Origin of the sequence: Methylobacterium organophilum, from assembly GCF_022179465.1 — a bacterium.
Lineage (GTDB): Bacteria > Pseudomonadota > Alphaproteobacteria > Rhizobiales > Beijerinckiaceae > Methylobacterium > Methylobacterium organophilum.
Genome location: NZ_BPQV01000002.1, coordinates 121254 through 138487, shown reverse-complemented (window position 1 = coordinate 138487; position 17234 = coordinate 121254). Strand labels below are relative to the sequence as shown.

Sequence of the window (17234 nt, the reverse complement as noted above, 5' to 3'; positions counted from 1 at the left end):
GATTCTTAAACCGCTCGTTAATCAACCGCTGGCCAAGTGGCGCACCGTCGGAGGACAGGATGGATCCGGGGCGCAGGATCGGCTGGGGCCAGAGCGAGTTCTACGAGGCGCTCTGCCTGATGATGATGGGCGTGTGCTGCTGGGTCGTCGGCATCCAGTTGGAGGCGTTCCGCGCCCTCGACCGCCTCGTCGTGACCTACGGCCTGTCGGATCTTCTGATGCTCGGCTTCTTCCTCGGGCTCGGCGGCTTCGCCGCGAGCCTGCGCAAGTCGCTCCAGCTGCGCCGGACCATGCGCGAGCGGGATGCGGCGGAGGGCGAGGCGACGGCCGCCGCCCGCCACGATCCGCTCACCGGCCTCGCCAACCGGCGCCATTTCGTGGAGGCGGTCGAGGCCTGCCGGAGCCGGGCGGAGGCGGCGGATGCCGCCGTGCTGCTGATCGATCTGGACCGCTTCAAGCCGATCAACGACCTCCATGGCCACGCCGCCGGCGATGCTGTTCTCTGCGCCGTGGCGGACCGGCTGTCCCGGCTTCTGCCGCCGGGCGGCATGGCCTCCCGTCTCGGCGGGGACGAGTTCGCCCTGCTCGTGGAGGAGGACGGGGGGCGGGAGAGCTTCGCCCGGCTGGCCCAGAGCCTCGTCGCCGCGATCTCCGAGCCCATCGTCTGGGAGGGGCAGGCGCTGTCCGTCGGCGCCACGGTCGGGATCGCCCTCGCCAGCGGGGAGCGGGGCGCCGAGGCGGTGATGCACGCTGCGGACCTGGCCATGATCCAGGCGAAGCGGGAGGGCCTCCCCTACCGGGTCATCGAGGACGCCATGGATGCGGCACTGAAGGCCCGGGCCAAGCTGGAATGCGACCTGCGCCGGGCCCTCGAACGCAGCGAGATCGAGCCCTTCTACCAGCCCGTGGTGGCGCTGCCCGGCCAGGGGCTGATCGGGTTCGAGGTTCTGGCCCGGTGGCGCCATCCCGAGCAGGGCCTGATGCAGCCCGCCGCCTTCATCCCGGTCGCCGAGGAGACCGGCCTCATCGCCGAGATGAGCTACCAGCTCCTGCGCAAGGCCTGCCGCGACGCGGCCCATTGGCCGTCCCACCTCCAGCTCGCGGTCAACATCTCGCCGGTGCAGTTCCAGGATCCCCTGCTCGCCCGGAAGATCCTCGCGATCCTGACGGAATCCGGCTTTCCCGCCGAGCGCCTGGAGATCGAGATCACCGAAACGGTGCTGATGAACGATCTCGACGCCACGCGGGCGACCCTGGCCTCGCTCCAGGCGCTGGGCGTGCGCATCGCCCTCGACGATTTCGGCACCGGCTATTCGAGCCTCTACCACCTGCGCGAACTGAAGTTCGACAAGCTGAAGATCGACCGTTCCTATGTGAGCTCCATCGACATGGGCGACGAGCGGGCGAAGCTCGTGGACGCGATCATCAAGCTCGGCAACAGCCTGGGGCTCGCCACCACCGCGGAGGGCATCGAGAACGACACCAGCGTGGCCTGGCTGTCGAACCAGGGCTGCGACTTCGGCCAGGGCTACCTCTTCGGCAAGCCGATGTCGAAGGCGGACACCGACCGCTACGTCGCCGCCGAGGGGATACCGGCCCTGCCCGGGGGCGGCACGGAGCCGCCCCTCGCCCTGCTGCCGCCGCCGGGACCGCGGAAGCCCGACCCGGCGCTCGTCGCGCGGATCAACGCTCAGACCTTGGCGGTGAAGCGGGCGGTGCAGGCGGCGTAGCGCGCCACCAGCGCCGCGCCGCGTTCCGGCCCGAGCACGAAGGCGGCCGTCGACAGCCCGTCCGCGAGGAGCCCGCTCGGCGCCGTCACCGTGACCGCGGACAGGGCGGTCGGCGAGAAGCCGGTCCGCGGATCGAAGATGTGATGGTCCTTGTGGTCCGCCGAGAAGGTCGTGGACTCGTCCCCCGAGGTCGAGGCGAAGCCGGAGAACGGATCGATCACCGCCGCGATCTCCCCCGGCGCCCGCACCCGGGCGAGCCCGAGGCGCCAGGGCGTGCCGTCGGCGTGGCGGCCGGTGGCGCCGAACTCCCCGGTATCGACGAAGGCGTCCCGGATCCCGGCCGCGTCCAGGGCCGCCATCACTCGGTCCGCGGCGAAGCCCTGGGCGAGGCTGTTCAGGGTGATCCCCATGCCGGGCCGGGTCAGCCGGATGCGCTCCTCGCCGATCTCGATCCCGCGCCAGTCGACCAGGGGAAGGATTCGCGCCAGGGCGGCCCCGTCCGGCCGCTCGCCGCGGGCGGAGGCCTGCGCCCAGAGCGTCCAGAGCGGCTGGACGGTGGGGTCGTAGGCGCCCGCGCTGGCCCGGGCCAGCTCGAGGGCGACGCGGAGCTGTGCGCGCAGGAGCGGATCGGGCGCATCGAGGCGGCCGTCGCGGTTCAGCCGCGACAGGGCGCTGTCGGGCCGGAACAGGCTGACCGCGGCCTCGACGGCGCGGATCGCCCGGAAGGCGTCGTGCAGCCCCGCCTCCAGCGCCTCCGCATAGGGCCCCGCCACGGTCAGGGCGACGGTGGTGCCGAAGGCGAGGCCGGCGCGGCTGCGCGCCTGCAGGCCGTGGTCGCGGGAGAGCCGCGCGAAGGCCCTCGGCCCGGCCGCGAGGCCCGCCAGGGCCCCGACTCCGCCGAGGAGGAGCCGGCGCCGCCCCGGGCGCCAGGGGAGGATCGGGCGGGTCATTCGGCGGCCAGGGGCTGGAGCGGCTTCGGGCGGGCGTGCTTGCGCTCCAGGATCTGCGGCACGCAGAGGCCGGGATCCCGGACGATGGTGACGCAATCCATGCACTGGAAGCACTCGTCGTAATCGATGCGGCCGGAGCGCGCGATGGCGCCGTAGCGGCAGCGCACCTTGCAGAGCTGGCAGGGGCTGCCGCATTCGGCCCGGCGGGGGATCCAGTCGAGGAGCCGCACCTTGCCGAGCAGGGCGAAGGTGGCGCCCAGCGGACAGAGATAGCGGCAGAACCCCTTGAAGACGAAGAGGTTGAGGACGACGAGCCCGACCGCGTAGACGACAAAGGGCCAGCTGCGCAGGAAATAGAGGGTGATCGAGGTCTTGAACGGCTCGACCTCGCTGAGGCTGTCGGCCAGGGGCGAGCCCGCGGCGGCGGCCAGGACGATGCCGGCGAGCACGCCATATTTCAGGAGCCGCAGCAGCCGGTCGGCCCGCTCGGGCACCGCGATCGGGCGCAGGCGCAGGGGCCGCGCCAGGGCGGCGACGAGTTCCTGCAGGGCGCCGAAGGGGCAGAGCCAGCCGCAGAAGGTGCCCCGCCCCCAGGCGAACAGGGCGGCCAGGGCGAAGGCCCAGATCACCAGCGAGGGCGGATCGTAGAGCAGGAAGGCGACATCGTGGGTGACGAGGGCGGCGCGCACGGCGCCAACCACGGTGACGATCGAGAGTTGGGCCTGCGCGTACCAGCCGACGAAGCCGAGGGTGAAGGCCAGGAAGGCGAGGCGGAAGACCGGGAAGCGCCGCCGGTCGGCCACCAGTCCGCGCTGGCGCGCCAGCACCGGCACCAGCAGGCCGAAACTCGCCAGGATCAGCCCGATCTCCGGGGCACGGGCGCGCCAGGATTCGGTCCAGGACGGCCCGTCCTCCGGCTTCTCGCGGGTGAACAGGTTCGGCGGCAGGACGTAATCGGTGGAGAATTCCTTCGTGACGCGCTCGGGGAAGATCTGCCCGCGCGCGCGGGTGACCTTCATGGTGAGCGTCCAGGGGGCGGAGGGGTCGAAGCCGGCCTGCTGCACGATCTTGAGGATGGTCCAGGGCCCCTCCGGCAGCCCCGCCTCCCCGAGGCCGCGGCGCTCGATCGCCATGTCGCGGGCATTCACCGCGAGGCCGTTCTGCACCACCGAGAGCCCGTCCGGGATCGAGCCGAGCACGAAGCTCTCGCCGAGGAGATTCCAGGGGCCGGCGCTCACCACCATCACCGCGTGGTCGCCAGGGCCGAGCTCCCGCATCAGCCGGGCGAAGGCGGCCTCCCCGAGGAGGTTGCGCCCGATCGAGGGCGCGTTGAGATAGGCGAGGAAGAGATCGGCGAAGGTCTCCTCCGGCGCACCCTCCGAGACGCCCTCGACAGCCGTGCCGGCGAAGGCCCGGTCCACCTCCCCGTTGCCGAGCCGGAAGCGCTTCAGCCAGCCCCGGCGGAGCAGGGCCGGCCCGTCGAGGGGCTCGTAGAGGTCGGGCTTGGCCTCGACCTTCAGCCCGACCTGGGCCGCCTGGCCGAAGCCGAGCTTCGCCCGGGCCACGGCCAGCGCCGAGGCGAGCAGGGTCTCGTTGATCACCCGCGTCGAGGCGGTGGCCATGGAGACGCCGTCGACCACGCCGAGGGGCGAGGCGCCGTTCGCCCGGGCGTTCGGCCGCCCGACCCGGATCGGCCGCCGGGCGGACATCCCAACATATTGCTCGACGAAGGCGAAGAGCGGCTCGGCGCCGAGCCCTTCGAGGAAGACCGGCTCGTGATGCGAGAGCACCTTCACGTCGCGGAAGCTGCCATCCGGCGCGAGCGCCACGAGCAGGTTCGGCGCCGTGCCGCCGAAGCCCGGGATCGCCGCGAAGTCGATCGACTCGAAGGCGTAGGCGAAGACCTCGTAGGATCCCGCCTGCTGCTTCAGGATCGGCCAGACCGACAATACCTCGTCCTTCTCCCCGACGACGAGGGGCGCCGGGAACAGCCTCTCCATCCCCGCCCGGTCCAGGGTGCCGGCCTCGGCGGGGGCGAGGAGGACGAGGAAGAGGAGGAGGAGGAGGAGCGCTCGGAGGGCGGCGCTCACTCCACCACCCCGGCCGAGCGGTTCTGCGGCGTCGCCTCCCCGCCCCGGGGGCGGAAGGCGGCGCCCCAGGGGAAGCGGCCGACCTTGACGCTCTTGATCGGCTTCAGGGTCGCGACGTCGATGACGGTGACATCGCCGGAGACACCGTTGGTGGTGACGAGGCGGTCCTGCTCCGGCGTCAGCGCCGTGTGCCAGACCCGGCGGCCGACCAGCACGTAGCTCAGCACCTTGTAGGTCTTCGCGTCGATCACGGCGATGCGGTCGGAGGGGCCGAGCGCCACGAAGGCGAGGCGGCCGTCCTCGGTCAGGCTGATGCCGACCGGCTGGATCCGGTCGGCCGAGATGCCCTTCACCGCGAAGCCGATCGTCTCGACGACCTTGCGGCTGGCCACATCGACCACGGAGACGGTGCCGCCGATCTCGGAGGAGACCCAGAGCCGGCTGCCGTCCTTCGAGAACTCCGCGTGGCGCGGGCGCTGGCCGACCGGCGTCGCGTCGACGGCCTGGAGGGTGCCGGTGTCGATCCAGTGGACCATGTTGGTGGTCTCGGAGGTCGTCACCGCGATTCGGCCATCGGGGCTCACCGCCATGCCCTCGGGCTCGATGCCGACATCGATCTGGGCCAGCACCTTGCGGCTGTCGGCATCGACCACCGTGGTGGTGGCGTTGTTCTCGTTGGCGATGAACAGCGTCTTGCCGTCCGGCGAGAGGGCGAACTGCTCCGGGTCCTCGCCCGAGGGCAGGTTGTGCAGGAGCTTGCCGCTCTCCGGATCGATCACCTGCACCGCGTCGGAATCGCTGGCGCAGACGAAGAGCCGGGCGCCGTCCTTCGAGAAGGTGAGCCCCCGCGGCCGGCGGCCCACGGGGAAGGTCCGGGTGACCTCCCAGGTGGCGGAATCGATCACCGAAACGGTGTTGTCCCGCTCGTTGGTGACATAGACCTCGTGCGCGCGCGCCGGCGCGGCCGCGAGCGACAGGACGAGGAGCAGGGCGGCGCGGCGCATCGTCAGGGTCCTCCGAAGGCCTTGCAGGCGCTTTCGGGCTGGTCGAGCCCGAGGGTGTCGAGATCGGTCCGCCGGTGCAGGAAGCCCTCGACCGGGGCGGCGGCGACCACCGCCCCCGGCCAGAGCACGAACAGGGGCTGGCGCAGCTGGCCGTTCCAGGGCCGGAAGCTCAGGGAGCGGCCCTTGAAGCCGCCGACCTCGAAGGTGGGCGAGAGCATCAGGTCGCGCACAGCGCCCGCATCGGCGGATTTAAGCTGCACCGCCGCCTCGCCGACGGCATGGGCCGCCATCCAGCCGGCCCAGTCGACCGGCGACATCGCCCGGCCCGCGAGCCGGCGGAAGCGCTGCTGCAGCTGCACCGCGGCCCAGGCCTCGACGGGGCGGCCCCAGGCGGCGGGGGTCAGGCCCTGCGTGCCGACCACGGGGCGGGGCGAGGCGGTGTTGTAGACGAGGTTGGCCCCGAACTCGCCGAGCTCGTCGGCCACCGCGACCACGTCGTGCTCGGGGCCCCGGGTGATCACGGGGAATTCCTTCAGGGCAGAATCGCGCAGGTCCGCGCCCCTGGCGTCGAAGGCGGCCTCCGCCACGATGCGGGCACCGAACTTCCTGGCGCTCCGGCGCAGGGCCTCCGCGTAGAGCCGGTCGCCGGGATTGGGGCCGGAGACGAGCAGGATCCGGTTCCAGCGCTTGAACACGAGGAGCTGCATCAGCGCGTCGGCCAGCATGTCCCGGGAGGGCAGGACATGGAGCAGGCGCGGCCGGCAATCGGCGTCGCGCAGGTGCGTGTCCGGCGCCCCGATATTGAGGAGCACCGTCTCCCGCGCCTCCTCCATGCCGGAGAGCGCCAGCACGTCCTCGGCCGGGGCGTTGAGGATGACGAAGCGGGGCCTCTCCGCCTGCATGAAGGCCGCGAAGGCGGCCTTCACGTCGCCCTCCGGCTCGACCACCGCCTGCTTCAGGGAGAAGCCGAGGCCGACGAAGCGGCCGGTGGCGTTGGAATCCTGCAGGCCGAGCTCGGCCCCGCGCAGGCCCTCGTCCTCGGGAACCGGATCCTCGTTATTGAGGGGCGTCGGGCGCTCGATGCGGTGCTCGAAATAGCCGATCGTGAGGGGGATCCTCTCGGCCGCCGCCGCGGCCGGCGGCGCGAGCCCCATCGGCAGCATCGCCACGGCGAGGCCCAGCAGGACGGCCACGCCCCGGAAACGGGACGACCGGCCGTCACGTCGATCAGCCTGTGCCCACATCCCGAGACAGGTCTCGTTTCCGCCCATGGTCTTGTTTGCGGCAGGTTAGGCCGGGCCTCGGGCGGGCCGATATTGGACCAAGGTCGCAGGTGGTTTCGGAAGAGCGTCTTTCCCGGCGTCGTACCAAAGCACAATGGGTTCCCCGCCGGGGGGTTGGTAGCGTTCCTCAAGATCAGCGGCCGGCGCGACAGCCCGTCGCTCGGCACGCGGCCGGTCACGAGCCGCGGCATGGACCGGAGGAAACGTTTCGATGAAGAAGGCGCTCGTTCTCGCCGGGAGCCTCGCGCTCGGCCTCGCCCTGGCGCAGGGGGCGGCCCGGGCCCATGGCGACGTCCAGCCTCAGCCGGTGGACACGGCCGGCCTCGAGCCCCTCGGCACGGAGTGGAAGAGCGAGAACCCCTATCGCGGCAACGAGAAGGCGATCGCGATCGGCTCGTCCGGGTTCAACCAGAACTGTGCCCGCTGCCACGGCCTGCAGATGATCTCCGGCGGCCTCGCCCCGGACCTGCGCTACCTGCCCCAGGGCAAGGAAGGCGACGAATACTTCGTCGAGCGCATGCGCCACGGCGCGGTCATCAACGGCGTCACCAAGATGCCCGCCTTCGAGGGCGTGCTCTCGCAGGAAGCCCTCTGGGCGATCCGCTCCTACATCGACGCCAAGCACGAAGAATAGGCCGGGGCACGACGCCATGACCCGCAAGGCCCGCCGCCTCGCCCTCGCCTGCGCGCTCGTCCTCGGGCTCGCCGCCCCCGCCGCCGCCCGCCCCTATGACGAGGTGGTGGCCGCGGGCGAGATCATCGTCGCGCTCTACGGCGACAACGCCCCCTTCTCCGAGATGAAGGACGGCAAGCCCGTCGGCATCGACGTCGATCTCGCCCAGGCGATCGCGGACCGCCTCAAGGTGAAGCTGAACCTGCGCATCGTCGATGCCGGGGAGAACGTCGACGGCGATTTCCGCCTGAACCTCTGGAAGGGCGACCTCGCCGGCTCGCCCCTCGCGGACCTGATGCTGCACGTGCCCAACGACAAGCAGCTCGCTCTGCGCAACGAGCAGGTCTTCATGACGACCCCCTATTTCGACCAGCACCTCGCCTTCGCCTGGAAGAAGGACAAGCTGGAGGGGCTCGAGAGCCTGAAGGATTTCGAGGGCAAAAAGGTCGCGCTCGAGGGCAACAGCGCCTCCGACGCGCAGCTCCTGATGGCCGGCGGCGGAAACCTGCGGGAGAATCTCCTGCATTTCCGCAGCACGGAGGCCGCGGCCCAGGCCTATCTCGCGGGCGAGGCACCGATCCTGGCCGGTTCCCGCGCGGCGATCGAGGCGGCCCTGTTCGCCGCCAAGGCGCCGCGAGACGAGAACCCCGTCGTCGAGATCGCCATCCCCGGCATGATGCGCGCGAAATGGGACCTCGGCGGCGCGGTGCGCGCGAATTCCCGCGATCTCGGCTACGCCGTGGGCGACACGGTGACCGCCCTGATCGCGGACGGCACGGTGAAGACGATCTGCGACCGCTACGGGGTGACCTACACCGCCCCGCAGGGTTTCTGATCCCGAAGGTTTCCGGCGGGACGAGCCCCGGTCCAAGATGGTTGCGGCGTCCGCGCACGCGGGCGCCGGCGGCGTTTGTCGATCAAATCAACAATAGATCCCGCGCATTCGCTTCGGCCTTTACAGGCCTTGATCGCGCAGGGGCGCCGATCAGCAGAGGTCTCGGGCGCAAAAACTCTTATCTTCGACTTATGGCCAATAACCCGGCGGGGAACCAGCCGGTAGTCTCGGAATCAAGGGCGTGGCTCAAGTCATAAAAGGGGGAATTCCCCTATCGGCGGCGCAGCCGCCGAGGCCGCCCGTGACGAGGAGGGAATGTCATGAGAGTGCGTGACCGTTTTCTGGCGGCCGCGGGGATGGCCTCGCTGCTGGTCGCCTCGGCGGCGCTGAGCGTCCAGGCCAGGGAGCCCGAGAAGGCCGCAGCGTCGGCCGGCGTGTCCGAGCAGGACATCCTCAACGACGCCAAGACCCCTGAGGATGTCGTCACCTACGGCCTCGGCACCCAGGGTCAGCGCTACAGCGGCCTCAAGGCCATCAACAAGGAGACGGTGAAGGGCCTCGTGCCGGCCTATTCCTTCTCCTTCGGCGGCGAGAAGCAGCGCGGCCAGGAGAGCCAGCCGCTGGTCAAGGACGGCGTGCTCTACGTCACCGGCTCCTATTCGCGCATCTACGCGATCAATTCCCGCACCGGCGAGAAGCTGTGGGAATACGATGCCCGCCTGCCCGAGGGCATCCTGCCCTGCTGCGACGTCGTGAATCGCGGCGCCGCGCTCTACAAGGACAAGGTCTATTTCGGCACGCTCGACGCCAAGCTGATGGCCCTCGACGCCAAGACCGGCAAGGTCGTGTGGCGCAAGGAGATCGACGACTTCAAGTCGGGCTACAGCTACACCGCCGCTCCGCTGATCGTGAAGGGCAAGATCATCACCGGCGTGTCGGGCGGCGAGTTCGGCATCGTCGGCCGGGTCGAGGCGCGCGACGCCGAGACCGGCGAGGTGGTGTGGAAGCGCCCCGTGATCGAAGGCCATATGGGCGAACTGAACGGCAAGCCCTCGACCATGACCGGCAAGGTCAACGAGAGCTGGCCGGGCGACATGTGGAAGTATGGCGGCGGCGCCACCTGGCTCGGCGGCACCTACGATCCCGAGACCGATCTCCTCTATTTCGGCACCGGCAATCCCGGTCCGTGGAACTCGGCCCTGCGCCCCGGCGACAACAAGTGGTCGGCCTCCCGCATCGCGCTCAACCCGGACAACGGCGAGATCGTGTGGGGCTTCCAGACCACGCCGCATGACGGCTGGGACTTCGACGGCGTGAACGAGTTCGTGCCCTTCGAGCTGAACAAGGGCGGCAAGACCATCAAGGCCGGCGGCACCGCCGACCGCAACGGCTTCTTCTACGTGCTCGACCGGACCAACGGGAAGTTCATCTCGGCGACGCCGTTCGTCGAGAAGATCAACTGGGCCAAGGGCATCGGCGAGGATGGCCGCCCGATCTACGACCCCGAGTTCCGCCCGGGCGACCCGGCCAAGTCCGAGGACGGCAAGAAGGGCAAGTCCGTGTTCGCGGTGCCGAGCTTCCTCGGCGGCAAGAACTGGATGCCGATCGGCTACAACCCCGACACCAAGCTGTTCTACGTGCCCTCCAACGAATGGGGCATGGATATCTGGAACGAGCCGGTGAACTACAAGAAGGGAGCCGCCTATCTCGGCGCCGGCTTCACCATCAAGCCGCTCTTCGAGGACCATATCGGCTCGCTCAAGGCCATCGACCCGGCCACCGGCAAGGTGGTGTGGAACTACAAGAACAAGGCTCCGCTCTGGGGCGGCGTCCTCTCCACCGCCGGCGGCCTCGTCTTCACCGGCACGCCGGAGGGCTTCCTGAAGGCCTTCGACGCCAAGACCGGCGAGGAAGTCTGGAAGTTCCAGGTCGGCACCGGCATCGTCGGCTCCCCGATCACCTGGGAGCAGGACGGCGAGCAGTGGATCGGCATCACCGCCGGCTGGGGCGGCGCGGTTCCGCTCTGGGGCGGCGAGGTGGCCAAGTCCACCGCCGGCATCAACCAGGGCGGCAGCTTCTGGGCCTTCAAGCTGCCGAAGAAGGTGGCCGCCCGCTGACGCGGTGACCGGCGGCGGGGCGGCGGCGATTGCGCCGCCCCGCGAACCCCTTCACCATGGCGCCCGGCGGAACCCCGTGGTCCCGCCGGGGGCCGGCTTTCCCGGCTCCCGCGGGGACGGCGCGACCCGCATCGACGATGGCGCGACTTCGATGACGGCCACCCTCATGGCGAACGACCCCTCCCCGACCGGCGGCACGATCCCCGGCACGGCGCCCGCACAGGGCGCGGTCGAGCTTCTCGTGGTCGACGATCACCCTCTGTTTCGCGACGCGCTGTCGAGCGCGATCCACCTCGCCTTCCCCGGCGCCCGCCTGCACGAGGCCGACGGCATCCGCAGCGCCTGCGAGATCCTGGCGGCGACGCCGGGCATCGACCTGACGCTCCTCGACCTCACCATGCAGGGCGTGAACGGGTTCGACGGGCTCGTCACCATCCGGACGCGCTTCCCCCGCGTGCCGATCCTGATCGTGTCGGGCCTGGAGGATCCGCGCATCATGCACGAAGCGATCCATCACGGCGCGGCCGGCTTCGTGCCCAAGGCCGTCGACAAGGCGACCCTGACCCGCGCGATCTCCGAGGTGCTGAACGGCGCCCTGTTCATGCCGCCGGATCTCGGCGCGCCCCTCGCCCCGCCCCCGGGCCGCGGGCGCAAGTCGCCGCTCGCCGAGCGCATCGCCCGGCTGACGCCGCAGCAGCTGCGCGTGCTGATGATGATCCGCCAGGGCAAGCTCAACAAGCAGATCGCCCACGAGCTGCAGGTCGGCGACTCGACCGTGAAGGCCCATGTCTCCGAGATCCTGCGCAAGCTCGAGGTGATCAGCCGGACGCAGATCGTGATCGAGACCGCCTATCTCGACTTCGACCAGGCCCAGGGCGGCTTCCCGACAAGCTGAGGCCGGCTCCGGGCCCTACTGGTCCCGCGCCCGGTCGACGATGCGGCGGGCCGCCTGGAACGCCTCGTCCGCGTCGAGTTCCGTCGTGTCGAGCGTGACCGCGTCCTCGGCCGCCCGCAGGGGCGCCGTGGCCCGGTCGCGGTCGCGGGCGTCGCGGCTCTGGATATCCGCGAGGATGGCGGCGAGCGTCGTCTCCTCGCCCCGACCGGTCAGCTCGACATAGCGCCGCCGCGCCCGCTCCTCGGGCGCCGCGGTGATGAACAGCTTCACCCGCGCCTCCGGGCAGACCACCGTGCCGATGTCGCGCCCGTCGAGCACGGCCCCGGTATCGGCCTCCGCGAAGCGCCGCTGCCAGGACAGGAGCGCCGCCCGCACGGCCGGCACGGAGGAGACGCGGGAGGCCGCCTCCCCCATCGCCCGCTCCCGCAGGCGCGGATCGGCCAGGCGGTCCGCGATCAGCGCCGTGGCCGCCGCCGCGGCGGCGCGCTCGTCGCCCAGGGCGCTCCCGGCATCGAGCAGGGTCAGGGCCACGGCGCGGTAGAGCAGCCCGGTATCGAGATGCGGCAGGCCGTAATGCAGCGCCAGGCGTTTGGCGAGGGTGCCCTTGCCGGAGGCGGCCGGCCCGTCGATGGCGATGACCAGGGGCATCGGCTCAGCCCCCGATCGCGGCGCCGAGCGCCTGCATGGTCGGCCGGAACGAGGGGAAGCTCGTGGCGATCATGGCCCCGTCGTCGACGGTGACCGCGTCGCGCGCGGCGAGCCCCATCACCAGGAACGACATGGCGATGCGGTGGTCGAGATGCGTCTCGACGGTGCCGCCGCCCCGCGGCGCGGTGCCGTCGCCGGTCACGATCAGGTCGTCGCCGGCGATGGCGTGGCGCACGCCGTTGGCGGCGAGCCCCGCGGCCACCGCCGCGAGGCGGTCGGATTCCTTCACCCGCAACTCGTGCAGGCCGTTCATCCGCGTCTCGCCCTCGGCGAAGGCGGCGGCCACGGCGAGGATCGGATATTCATCGATCATGGACGGCGCCCGCTCGGCGGGCACGTCGACGCCCTTGAGGCGGCTCGCGCGCACCCGCAGGTCGGCCACGGTCTCACCGCCCTCCTCGCGCTCGTTGAGGCGCTCGATCTCGCCGCCCATCTCGATCAGGGTGGTGATCAGCCCGGTGCGCAGGGGGTTCATCATCACGCCCTCGATCGTCACCTCGGAGCCGGGCACGATCAGGGCGGCCACCAGCGGGAAGGCGGCGGAGGACGGGTCGGCCGGCACCACCACCGCGGTGCCGCGCAGGGTGGGCTGGCCGGTGAGCGCGATCGAGCGGCCGTGGCCGCCGGGGCCGTGGGGCGTCACCGCCACCGTAGCGCCGAACAGGCGCAGCATCCGCTCGGTGTGGTCGCGCGAGGCCGCGGCCTCGATCAGGGTGGTGGTGCCCGGGGCGTTGAGGCCGGCGAGCAGCACGGCCGACTTGATCTGGGCCGAGGCCACCGGCGATTCGTAGGTGATCGGGATCGCCTCGCGGGGCCCGCGCAGGGTCAGCGGCACGCGCCCGCCCTCGGCCTCGCTCACCACCTGCGCGCCCATGCGCAGGATCGGGTCGAGGATGCGCCGCATCGGCCGCTTGCGCAGGGAGGCGTCCCCGTCGAAGGTCGCGGTGACCGGCTGGCCGCCGACCACGCCCATCATCAGCCGCGAGCCGGTGCCGGCATTGCCGAAATCGAGCACCTCCGCCGGATCGGACAGGCCGCCGATGCCGACGCCGGCCACCCGCCAGCGCCCCTCGCCCAGGCGCTCCACCGTGGCGCCGAGCGCCTTGGCCGCGGCGGCGGTGCGCAGCACGTCGTCCCCTTCGAGAAGGCCCTCGACGCGGGTCTCGCCGATGGCGAGCAGGCCGAGGATCATCGCCCGGTGGGAGATCGACTTGTCGCCCGGCGGGCGCAGCGATCCCCGCAAGGGGTGGCCCGGCGCGGCGGTGAGGGATTGGGCGGGGGCGTGGGACACGGGGCTTCCTGCGCCTGGGAGGCGATTCGTCTTCATGGCTCCCGCACCGCGGCCGCGCCGCGGGTGGCGTGGCATGGCTTCGGGAGGGGATGGCGGCGGTTACCACGGCCTCGCCGCCGCGTCATCCGCGGCGGCCCCGCAGCGGCCCTTTCGGAGCGCTGCGCGAAACGCCCCGCCGGAGCCCGAGCGTGCGGCGTCCGGCATCCCCCGGATTCGAGCGCGGCCGACAGTATTTGACATGGCCGCCAGGGCCGACTAACCGGCCGCTTTCCCCCCGTTTTCTTGAGGTTACCGCCCGTGGCAAGACCGGAACTCGGCTTGAAGCGTCAATGCATGAGCTGCGGCGCCAAGTTCTACGACCTCGACCGCGATCCCGCCGTGTGCCCCAAATGCGGAACCATCTACCAGGTCGCCGCCAGCAGCCGCGTCGCCGCCCCCGTCGCCGCCCGCGCCACGCAGGAGGATGACGAGGACGAGGAGAAGGCCGGCCCGGACATGGTCTCCCTCGATGAGGTCGAAGCCTCCGAGGACGACGTGGACGATATCAACGTGGACGACGAGGAAGGCGGCACCGATGCCGGCGGCGACGACGACACGTTCCTCGAGGAAGAGGACGGCGACGACGACGTCTCCGACCTGATCGACAACGAGGGCGACGGCGACGAAGAGGGCTGAAGCCCGCCGCCCAAGTCCGCCGGCTAAAAAACGACGGGCGGATGTGGTTCGGGGCTTGAGTCCGATCCGCCGCCCGCTTATAGAGCCGCTCACGCCGACGGGACGCCCCGCCGGCGTATCGACCACCCCGCGCCGACCAGCCGCCGGGGTGTTGAGAGTGGGGCTATAGCTCAGCTGGGAGAGCGCCTGCATGGCATGCAGGAGGTCAGCGGTTCGATCCCGCTTAGCTCCACCATACTCATCTACGTGACCACGTCGTGTTGACCGTGGGGCTATAGCTCAGCTGGGAGAGCGCCTGCATGGCATGCAGGAGGTCAGCGGTTCGATCCCGCTTAGCTCCACCAACGACGCCCCGCTCCTGATCCCGCCGACACTGCACAAAGCTCCGACGCGCCGGGCCCGATCCCTGCGACGTCCGTCTCTCCGCTGGAGCCGGGCAAAGCGTTCGCCTCGCACAAGCCCCCCGGCCCTACCGCTGCGCCCAGCGCCGCCATCCGTGCCGGTGCCGCGGCGCACGCCCCCATTTCGGCCCGGGACGACGGCCGATGCCGCGGCGCGACCCGTCCGGACAGCCGGACCGGACGGGCATGGGCCGAGCCCGACCGGCCCTTGGCCGGCGAGGGCGACGGACGCCAGAAGGAAACCTTTCACGCGGGCAGCAGGGCAACGGCCTGCCGAGACCAGGCGGAGCCACCCACATGCTCCGGGGCGAGGATCCGCAAGCCCAGGATCCACGTTCCCATAAGCGGCCGGCCGCCCGCCACCCGATCGGCCAACCCGGTTCTCCCCCTCCGCAACCGGGACGAGGCCCCTCCGATCGTCCATGCGGGATTCTTCCGCGCGCGCCGCGGGATTCCGTTGACACGGCCGCGCCCTTCTCCCTATACCCCGCCCCGCAACGGCATCCCGGCGCAAGCCGATGCCCGCGTGTGGCGGGGTAGCTCAGCTGGTTAGAGCAGAGGAATCATAATCCTTGTGTCGGGGGTTCAAATCCCTCCCTCGCTACCACTTCAACCCCACTATCGATCCGCAGCGGCTCTGAGATACCAGCCCGTTCGATGAGGCGTTCACAGGCTTAGATCGCAAAGCCTGCTACAGGCCCATCCGGTAGAATGGTCAGGTCTTCGATCAACGCCTGCACGCCATTCAGCCAACTCCTGAGATCCGCTGCTTCGACTGCCGGTTCAGCTTTACCGACCGCGACCGCATGCGACGCGCTTTCGGCCACCCACCACAGCCCCTGCGCCGCACTCTGCGTCTGATGGAGGGCAAGGAGGCGGCGGCGGGATGACGGGCAATCCCGATGCCCGCCCTTGAGCGGCCGCCGGGCGCGCGACACGCGACGATAGCCCTATAGACGGGCATCACGCCCCAGTGATCCTGACCCTGCATTGACTTTGGAACCAGGCCCCAAAATTGTCCTCGCGCTCCCCGCGGCGGGGACACCGCCGGTGATTGCAACGGCTTCAGCTTTGAACGTGGCGCGCACCTCGTTTCCTGCCGCCAGACCTCTCCCGCCCGGAAGACCGAATTGCTCGGACTGATCGAGCGCGAGCGGGCCATCGGGTTCATCCCGACCGTGGTCGGCCATCACTTAGAGCGGCATCCGAGCGGGCTGACACGACTGGCAGGGTGATGAGGTTGGTCGGTGAAGGAGAGTGCCGATGTCCTCAGCCTTGTCCGTCGATCTGCGAGAGCGCGTGGTCCATGCCGTCGAGGCTGGGGCGTCCCGGCATCAGGCGGCTGAACGCTTCGGGGTCAGTCTGGCGAGCGCCAGCCGCTGGTGCGGGCACTGCGCCCGGGCGGGCCACGTCGCGCCCAAGCCGATGGGCGGCGATCGACGCTCGCACCGGATTGAGACGCAGGCCGACCTGATCCTGTCGCTCTACGAGGCGCAGCCCGGCATCTACCTGCATGAACTCCGTGCGGCCCTGGCCGAGCGCGGCGTCAGCGTGGCCCAGAGCAGCCTCTCGCGCTTCTTCAAGCGCCATGGCATCTCGCGAAAAAAAACACGGGCCACGCCGCCAAGCAGGACCGGCCGGATGTGAGGGCGGCGCGCGAGGCGTGGTTCGAGGGCCAGCTCGACTTCGATCCGGATGGCCTCGTGTTCATTGACGAGACGGCCGCCAACACTGCCATGGCCCGCCGCTACGGACGTGCGCCCCGCGGCGAGCGCTGTCGGATGAGCGTGCCTCAGGGCCACTGGAAGACCACCACCGTCACGGCGGCCTTGCGCAGCAACGGCATCATCGCACCGTGGCTGCTCGACGGTGCGATGAACGGGCAGGCCTTCCGCACCTATGTGGCCGACGTGCTCGCCCCAACCCTCAAGGCCGGCGACACCGTCGTGCTCGACAACCTGCCGGCCCACAAGGTCAGCGGCGTCCGCGACGCATCGAGGCCGTGGGAGCCCGGCTGCTCTACCGCCCGGCCTACAGCCCCGACTTCAACCCGATCGAGATGGCCTTCGCCAAGCTGAAGGCGCTGCTGCGCAGCGCGGCGGCGCGGACCATCCCGGACCTCTGGGACGCCATCCGACGCAGCCTGACCCGCTTCGCGCCAGCCGAGTGCCGAGCCTACCTCGCCGCCGCTGGCTACGATGCAACCTGATCAGATGCCGCTCTAGAACTCTGATCGCCTCGATCGCCAGACAGCTTTAGATTCAAATTCGCTTCGAGCCTGCTCTGACTATCGTCCGCCAGACCTATGATATTTTCGATATTTTGCAGATAGGCAATCAGAAGCTGCTCCAGAGAGCGCTTTCCATTTAAACTACATGTGTACAATGCGCGGTTAGTGTCTTGACCGATCATTTTGATCAGATCCAACAGCATGCCATGGAGAGAAATGCTGAGTGCGCGTATGTGATCCCTCCTAGACCCCAGATCAAATCCTTCACGCAATGCGTAGGAGATAATGTCTATCTGTCTTTGCACATCTTCTTCATTTTTCGGCAAAATCACGTGAATGTTCGTCATCTCAT

13 protein-coding genes, 3 tRNA genes and 1 pseudogene are annotated in these 17234 nt (G+C 70.2%); 10 read left to right on the top strand and 7 right to left on the bottom strand.

All coding sequences use genetic code 11. The features are described 5' to 3' along the window. The first annotated feature begins 59 nt into the window (after positions 1-59). Positions 60-1730 (top strand): putative bifunctional diguanylate cyclase/phosphodiesterase, encoded by a 1671-nt coding sequence (locus tag MFF21_RS03305; RefSeq protein WP_238309786.1) that lies wholly within the window; start codon positions 60-62, stop codon positions 1728-1730. On the opposite strand, the gene MFF21_RS03300 is transcribed toward MFF21_RS03305, so the two are convergent. From MFF21_RS03300 to pedA1, 4 genes are read right to left on the bottom strand one after another with little or no spacing between them, the layout of a single operon-like run. Next, positions 1691-2680, bottom strand: coding sequence for an FAD:protein FMN transferase (locus MFF21_RS03300; RefSeq protein ID WP_238309785.1), 990 nt, complete (start codon positions 2678-2680; stop codon positions 1691-1693). The genes MFF21_RS03305 and MFF21_RS03300 overlap by 40 nt on opposite strands. After that, entirely contained in the window at positions 2677-4770 is a 2094-nt protein-coding gene (locus tag MFF21_RS03295) for a 4Fe-4S binding protein (protein WP_238309784.1), read from the bottom strand. The genes MFF21_RS03300 and MFF21_RS03295 overlap by 4 nt, the downstream gene beginning before the upstream one ends. Then, positions 4767-5774, bottom strand: a complete 1008-nt coding sequence (locus MFF21_RS03290) for a YVTN family beta-propeller repeat protein (protein ID WP_238309783.1) — start codon at positions 5772-5774, stop codon at positions 4767-4769. The genes MFF21_RS03295 and MFF21_RS03290 overlap by 4 nt, the downstream gene beginning before the upstream one ends. Before the next feature lie 2 nt (positions 5775-5776). Next, positions 5777-7018 (bottom strand): lanthanide ABC transporter ABC transporter substrate-binding protein PedA1, encoded by a 1242-nt coding sequence (gene pedA1 / locus MFF21_RS03285; protein WP_373324903.1) that lies wholly within the window; start codon positions 7016-7018, stop codon positions 5777-5779. A gap of 250 nt (positions 7019-7268) precedes the next feature. Here pedA1 and pedF point away from each other — a divergent pair, with 250 nt between their 5' ends. From pedF to MFF21_RS03265, 4 genes are all read left to right on the top strand, one after another. Further along, positions 7269-7691 (top strand): cytochrome c-550 PedF, encoded by a 423-nt coding sequence (gene pedF, locus MFF21_RS03280; protein ID WP_238309782.1) that lies wholly within the window; start codon positions 7269-7271, stop codon positions 7689-7691. A gap of 16 nt (positions 7692-7707) precedes the next feature. Continuing rightward, complete coding sequence (locus tag MFF21_RS03275; RefSeq protein ID WP_238309781.1) at positions 7708-8565, top strand: substrate-binding periplasmic protein; 858 nt, start codon at positions 7708-7710, stop codon at positions 8563-8565. Positions 8566-8885: 320 nt separating this feature from the next. Continuing rightward, positions 8886-10682, top strand: a complete 1797-nt coding sequence (locus MFF21_RS03270) for a PQQ-dependent methanol/ethanol family dehydrogenase (RefSeq protein WP_238309780.1) — start codon at positions 8886-8888, stop codon at positions 10680-10682. A gap of 151 nt (positions 10683-10833) precedes the next feature. Further along, the gene (locus MFF21_RS03265; protein WP_373324902.1) at positions 10834-11577 is read left to right on the top strand and encodes a response regulator; all 744 of its coding nucleotides are present in this window, start codon (positions 10834-10836) and stop codon (positions 11575-11577) included. A 15-nt stretch (positions 11578-11592) separates the two neighbouring features. Here the strand turns inward: MFF21_RS03265 and cmk are convergent, their stop codons facing one another. Together cmk and aroA are read right to left on the bottom strand one after the other, a co-directional pair. Then, positions 11593-12225 carry a (d)CMP kinase gene (gene cmk, locus MFF21_RS03260; RefSeq protein ID WP_238309779.1) on the bottom strand — a complete coding sequence of 211 codons (633 nt, stop codon included), beginning with the start codon at positions 12223-12225 and terminating at the stop codon, positions 11593-11595. A 4-nt stretch (positions 12226-12229) separates the two neighbouring features. Further along, positions 12230-13576 carry a 3-phosphoshikimate 1-carboxyvinyltransferase gene (gene aroA, locus MFF21_RS03255; RefSeq protein ID WP_238309778.1) on the bottom strand — a complete coding sequence of 449 codons (1347 nt, stop codon included), beginning with the start codon at positions 13574-13576 and terminating at the stop codon, positions 12230-12232. Positions 13577-13873: 297 nt separating this feature from the next. Here aroA and MFF21_RS03250 point away from each other — a divergent pair, with 297 nt between their 5' ends. The 5 genes and pseudogenes from MFF21_RS03250 to MFF21_RS03225 all read left to right on the top strand — a co-directional run bounded on the left by MFF21_RS03250 (position 13874) and on the right by MFF21_RS03225 (position 16861). Further along, a complete protein-coding gene (locus tag MFF21_RS03250; RefSeq protein WP_238309777.1) occupies positions 13874-14251 on the top strand; it encodes a TIGR02300 family protein in 378 nt (125 codons plus the stop codon). Between the two features lie 159 nt (positions 14252-14410). Next, positions 14411-14486, top strand: a tRNA-Ala gene (locus tag MFF21_RS03245). Positions 14487-14519: 33 nt separating this feature from the next. Then, a tRNA-Ala gene (locus MFF21_RS03240) sits at positions 14520-14595 on the top strand. A gap of 587 nt (positions 14596-15182) precedes the next feature. Continuing rightward, positions 15183-15259: transfer RNA gene (locus MFF21_RS03235), tRNA-Met, on the top strand. Between the two features lie 656 nt (positions 15260-15915). After that, positions 15916-16861, top strand: a pseudogene (locus MFF21_RS03225) (IS630 family transposase). On the opposite strand, the gene MFF21_RS03220 reads toward MFF21_RS03225, so the two are convergent. Next, the gene (locus tag MFF21_RS03220; protein WP_238309776.1) at positions 16846-17229 is read right to left on the bottom strand and encodes a hypothetical protein; all 384 of its coding nucleotides are present in this window, start codon (positions 17227-17229) and stop codon (positions 16846-16848) included. The pseudogene MFF21_RS03225 and the gene MFF21_RS03220 overlap by 16 nt on opposite strands. Positions 17230-17234: the final 5 nt, after the last annotated feature.

Bases quoted from the DNA above. Each gene is read 5' to 3' on its own strand.
- MFF21_RS03305 (WP_238309786.1), top strand. From the start codon at position 60: ATGGATCCGGGGCGCAGGATCGGCTGGGGCCAGAGCGAGTTCTACGAG.
- MFF21_RS03300 (WP_238309785.1), bottom strand. From the start codon at position 2,680: ATGACCCGCCCGATCCTCCCCTGGCGCCCGGGGCGGCGCCGGCTCCTC.
- MFF21_RS03290 (WP_238309783.1), bottom strand. From the start codon at position 5,774: ATGCGCCGCGCCGCCCTGCTCCTCGTCCTGTCGCTCGCGGCCGCGCCG.
- pedA1 (WP_373324903.1), bottom strand. From the start codon at position 7,018: ATGTGGGCACAGGCTGATCGACGTGACGGCCGGTCGTCCCGTTTCCGG.
- pedF (WP_238309782.1), top strand. From the start codon at position 7,269: ATGAAGAAGGCGCTCGTTCTCGCCGGGAGCCTCGCGCTCGGCCTCGCC.
- MFF21_RS03275 (WP_238309781.1), top strand. From the start codon at position 7,708: ATGACCCGCAAGGCCCGCCGCCTCGCCCTCGCCTGCGCGCTCGTCCTC.
- MFF21_RS03270 (WP_238309780.1), top strand. From the start codon at position 8,886: ATGAGAGTGCGTGACCGTTTTCTGGCGGCCGCGGGGATGGCCTCGCTG.
- MFF21_RS03265 (WP_373324902.1), top strand. From the start codon at position 10,834: ATGACGGCCACCCTCATGGCGAACGACCCCTCCCCGACCGGCGGCACG.
- cmk (WP_238309779.1), bottom strand. From the start codon at position 12,225: ATGCCCCTGGTCATCGCCATCGACGGGCCGGCCGCCTCCGGCAAGGGC.
- MFF21_RS03220 (WP_238309776.1), bottom strand. From the start codon at position 17,229: ATGACGAACATTCACGTGATTTTGCCGAAAAATGAAGAAGATGTGCAA.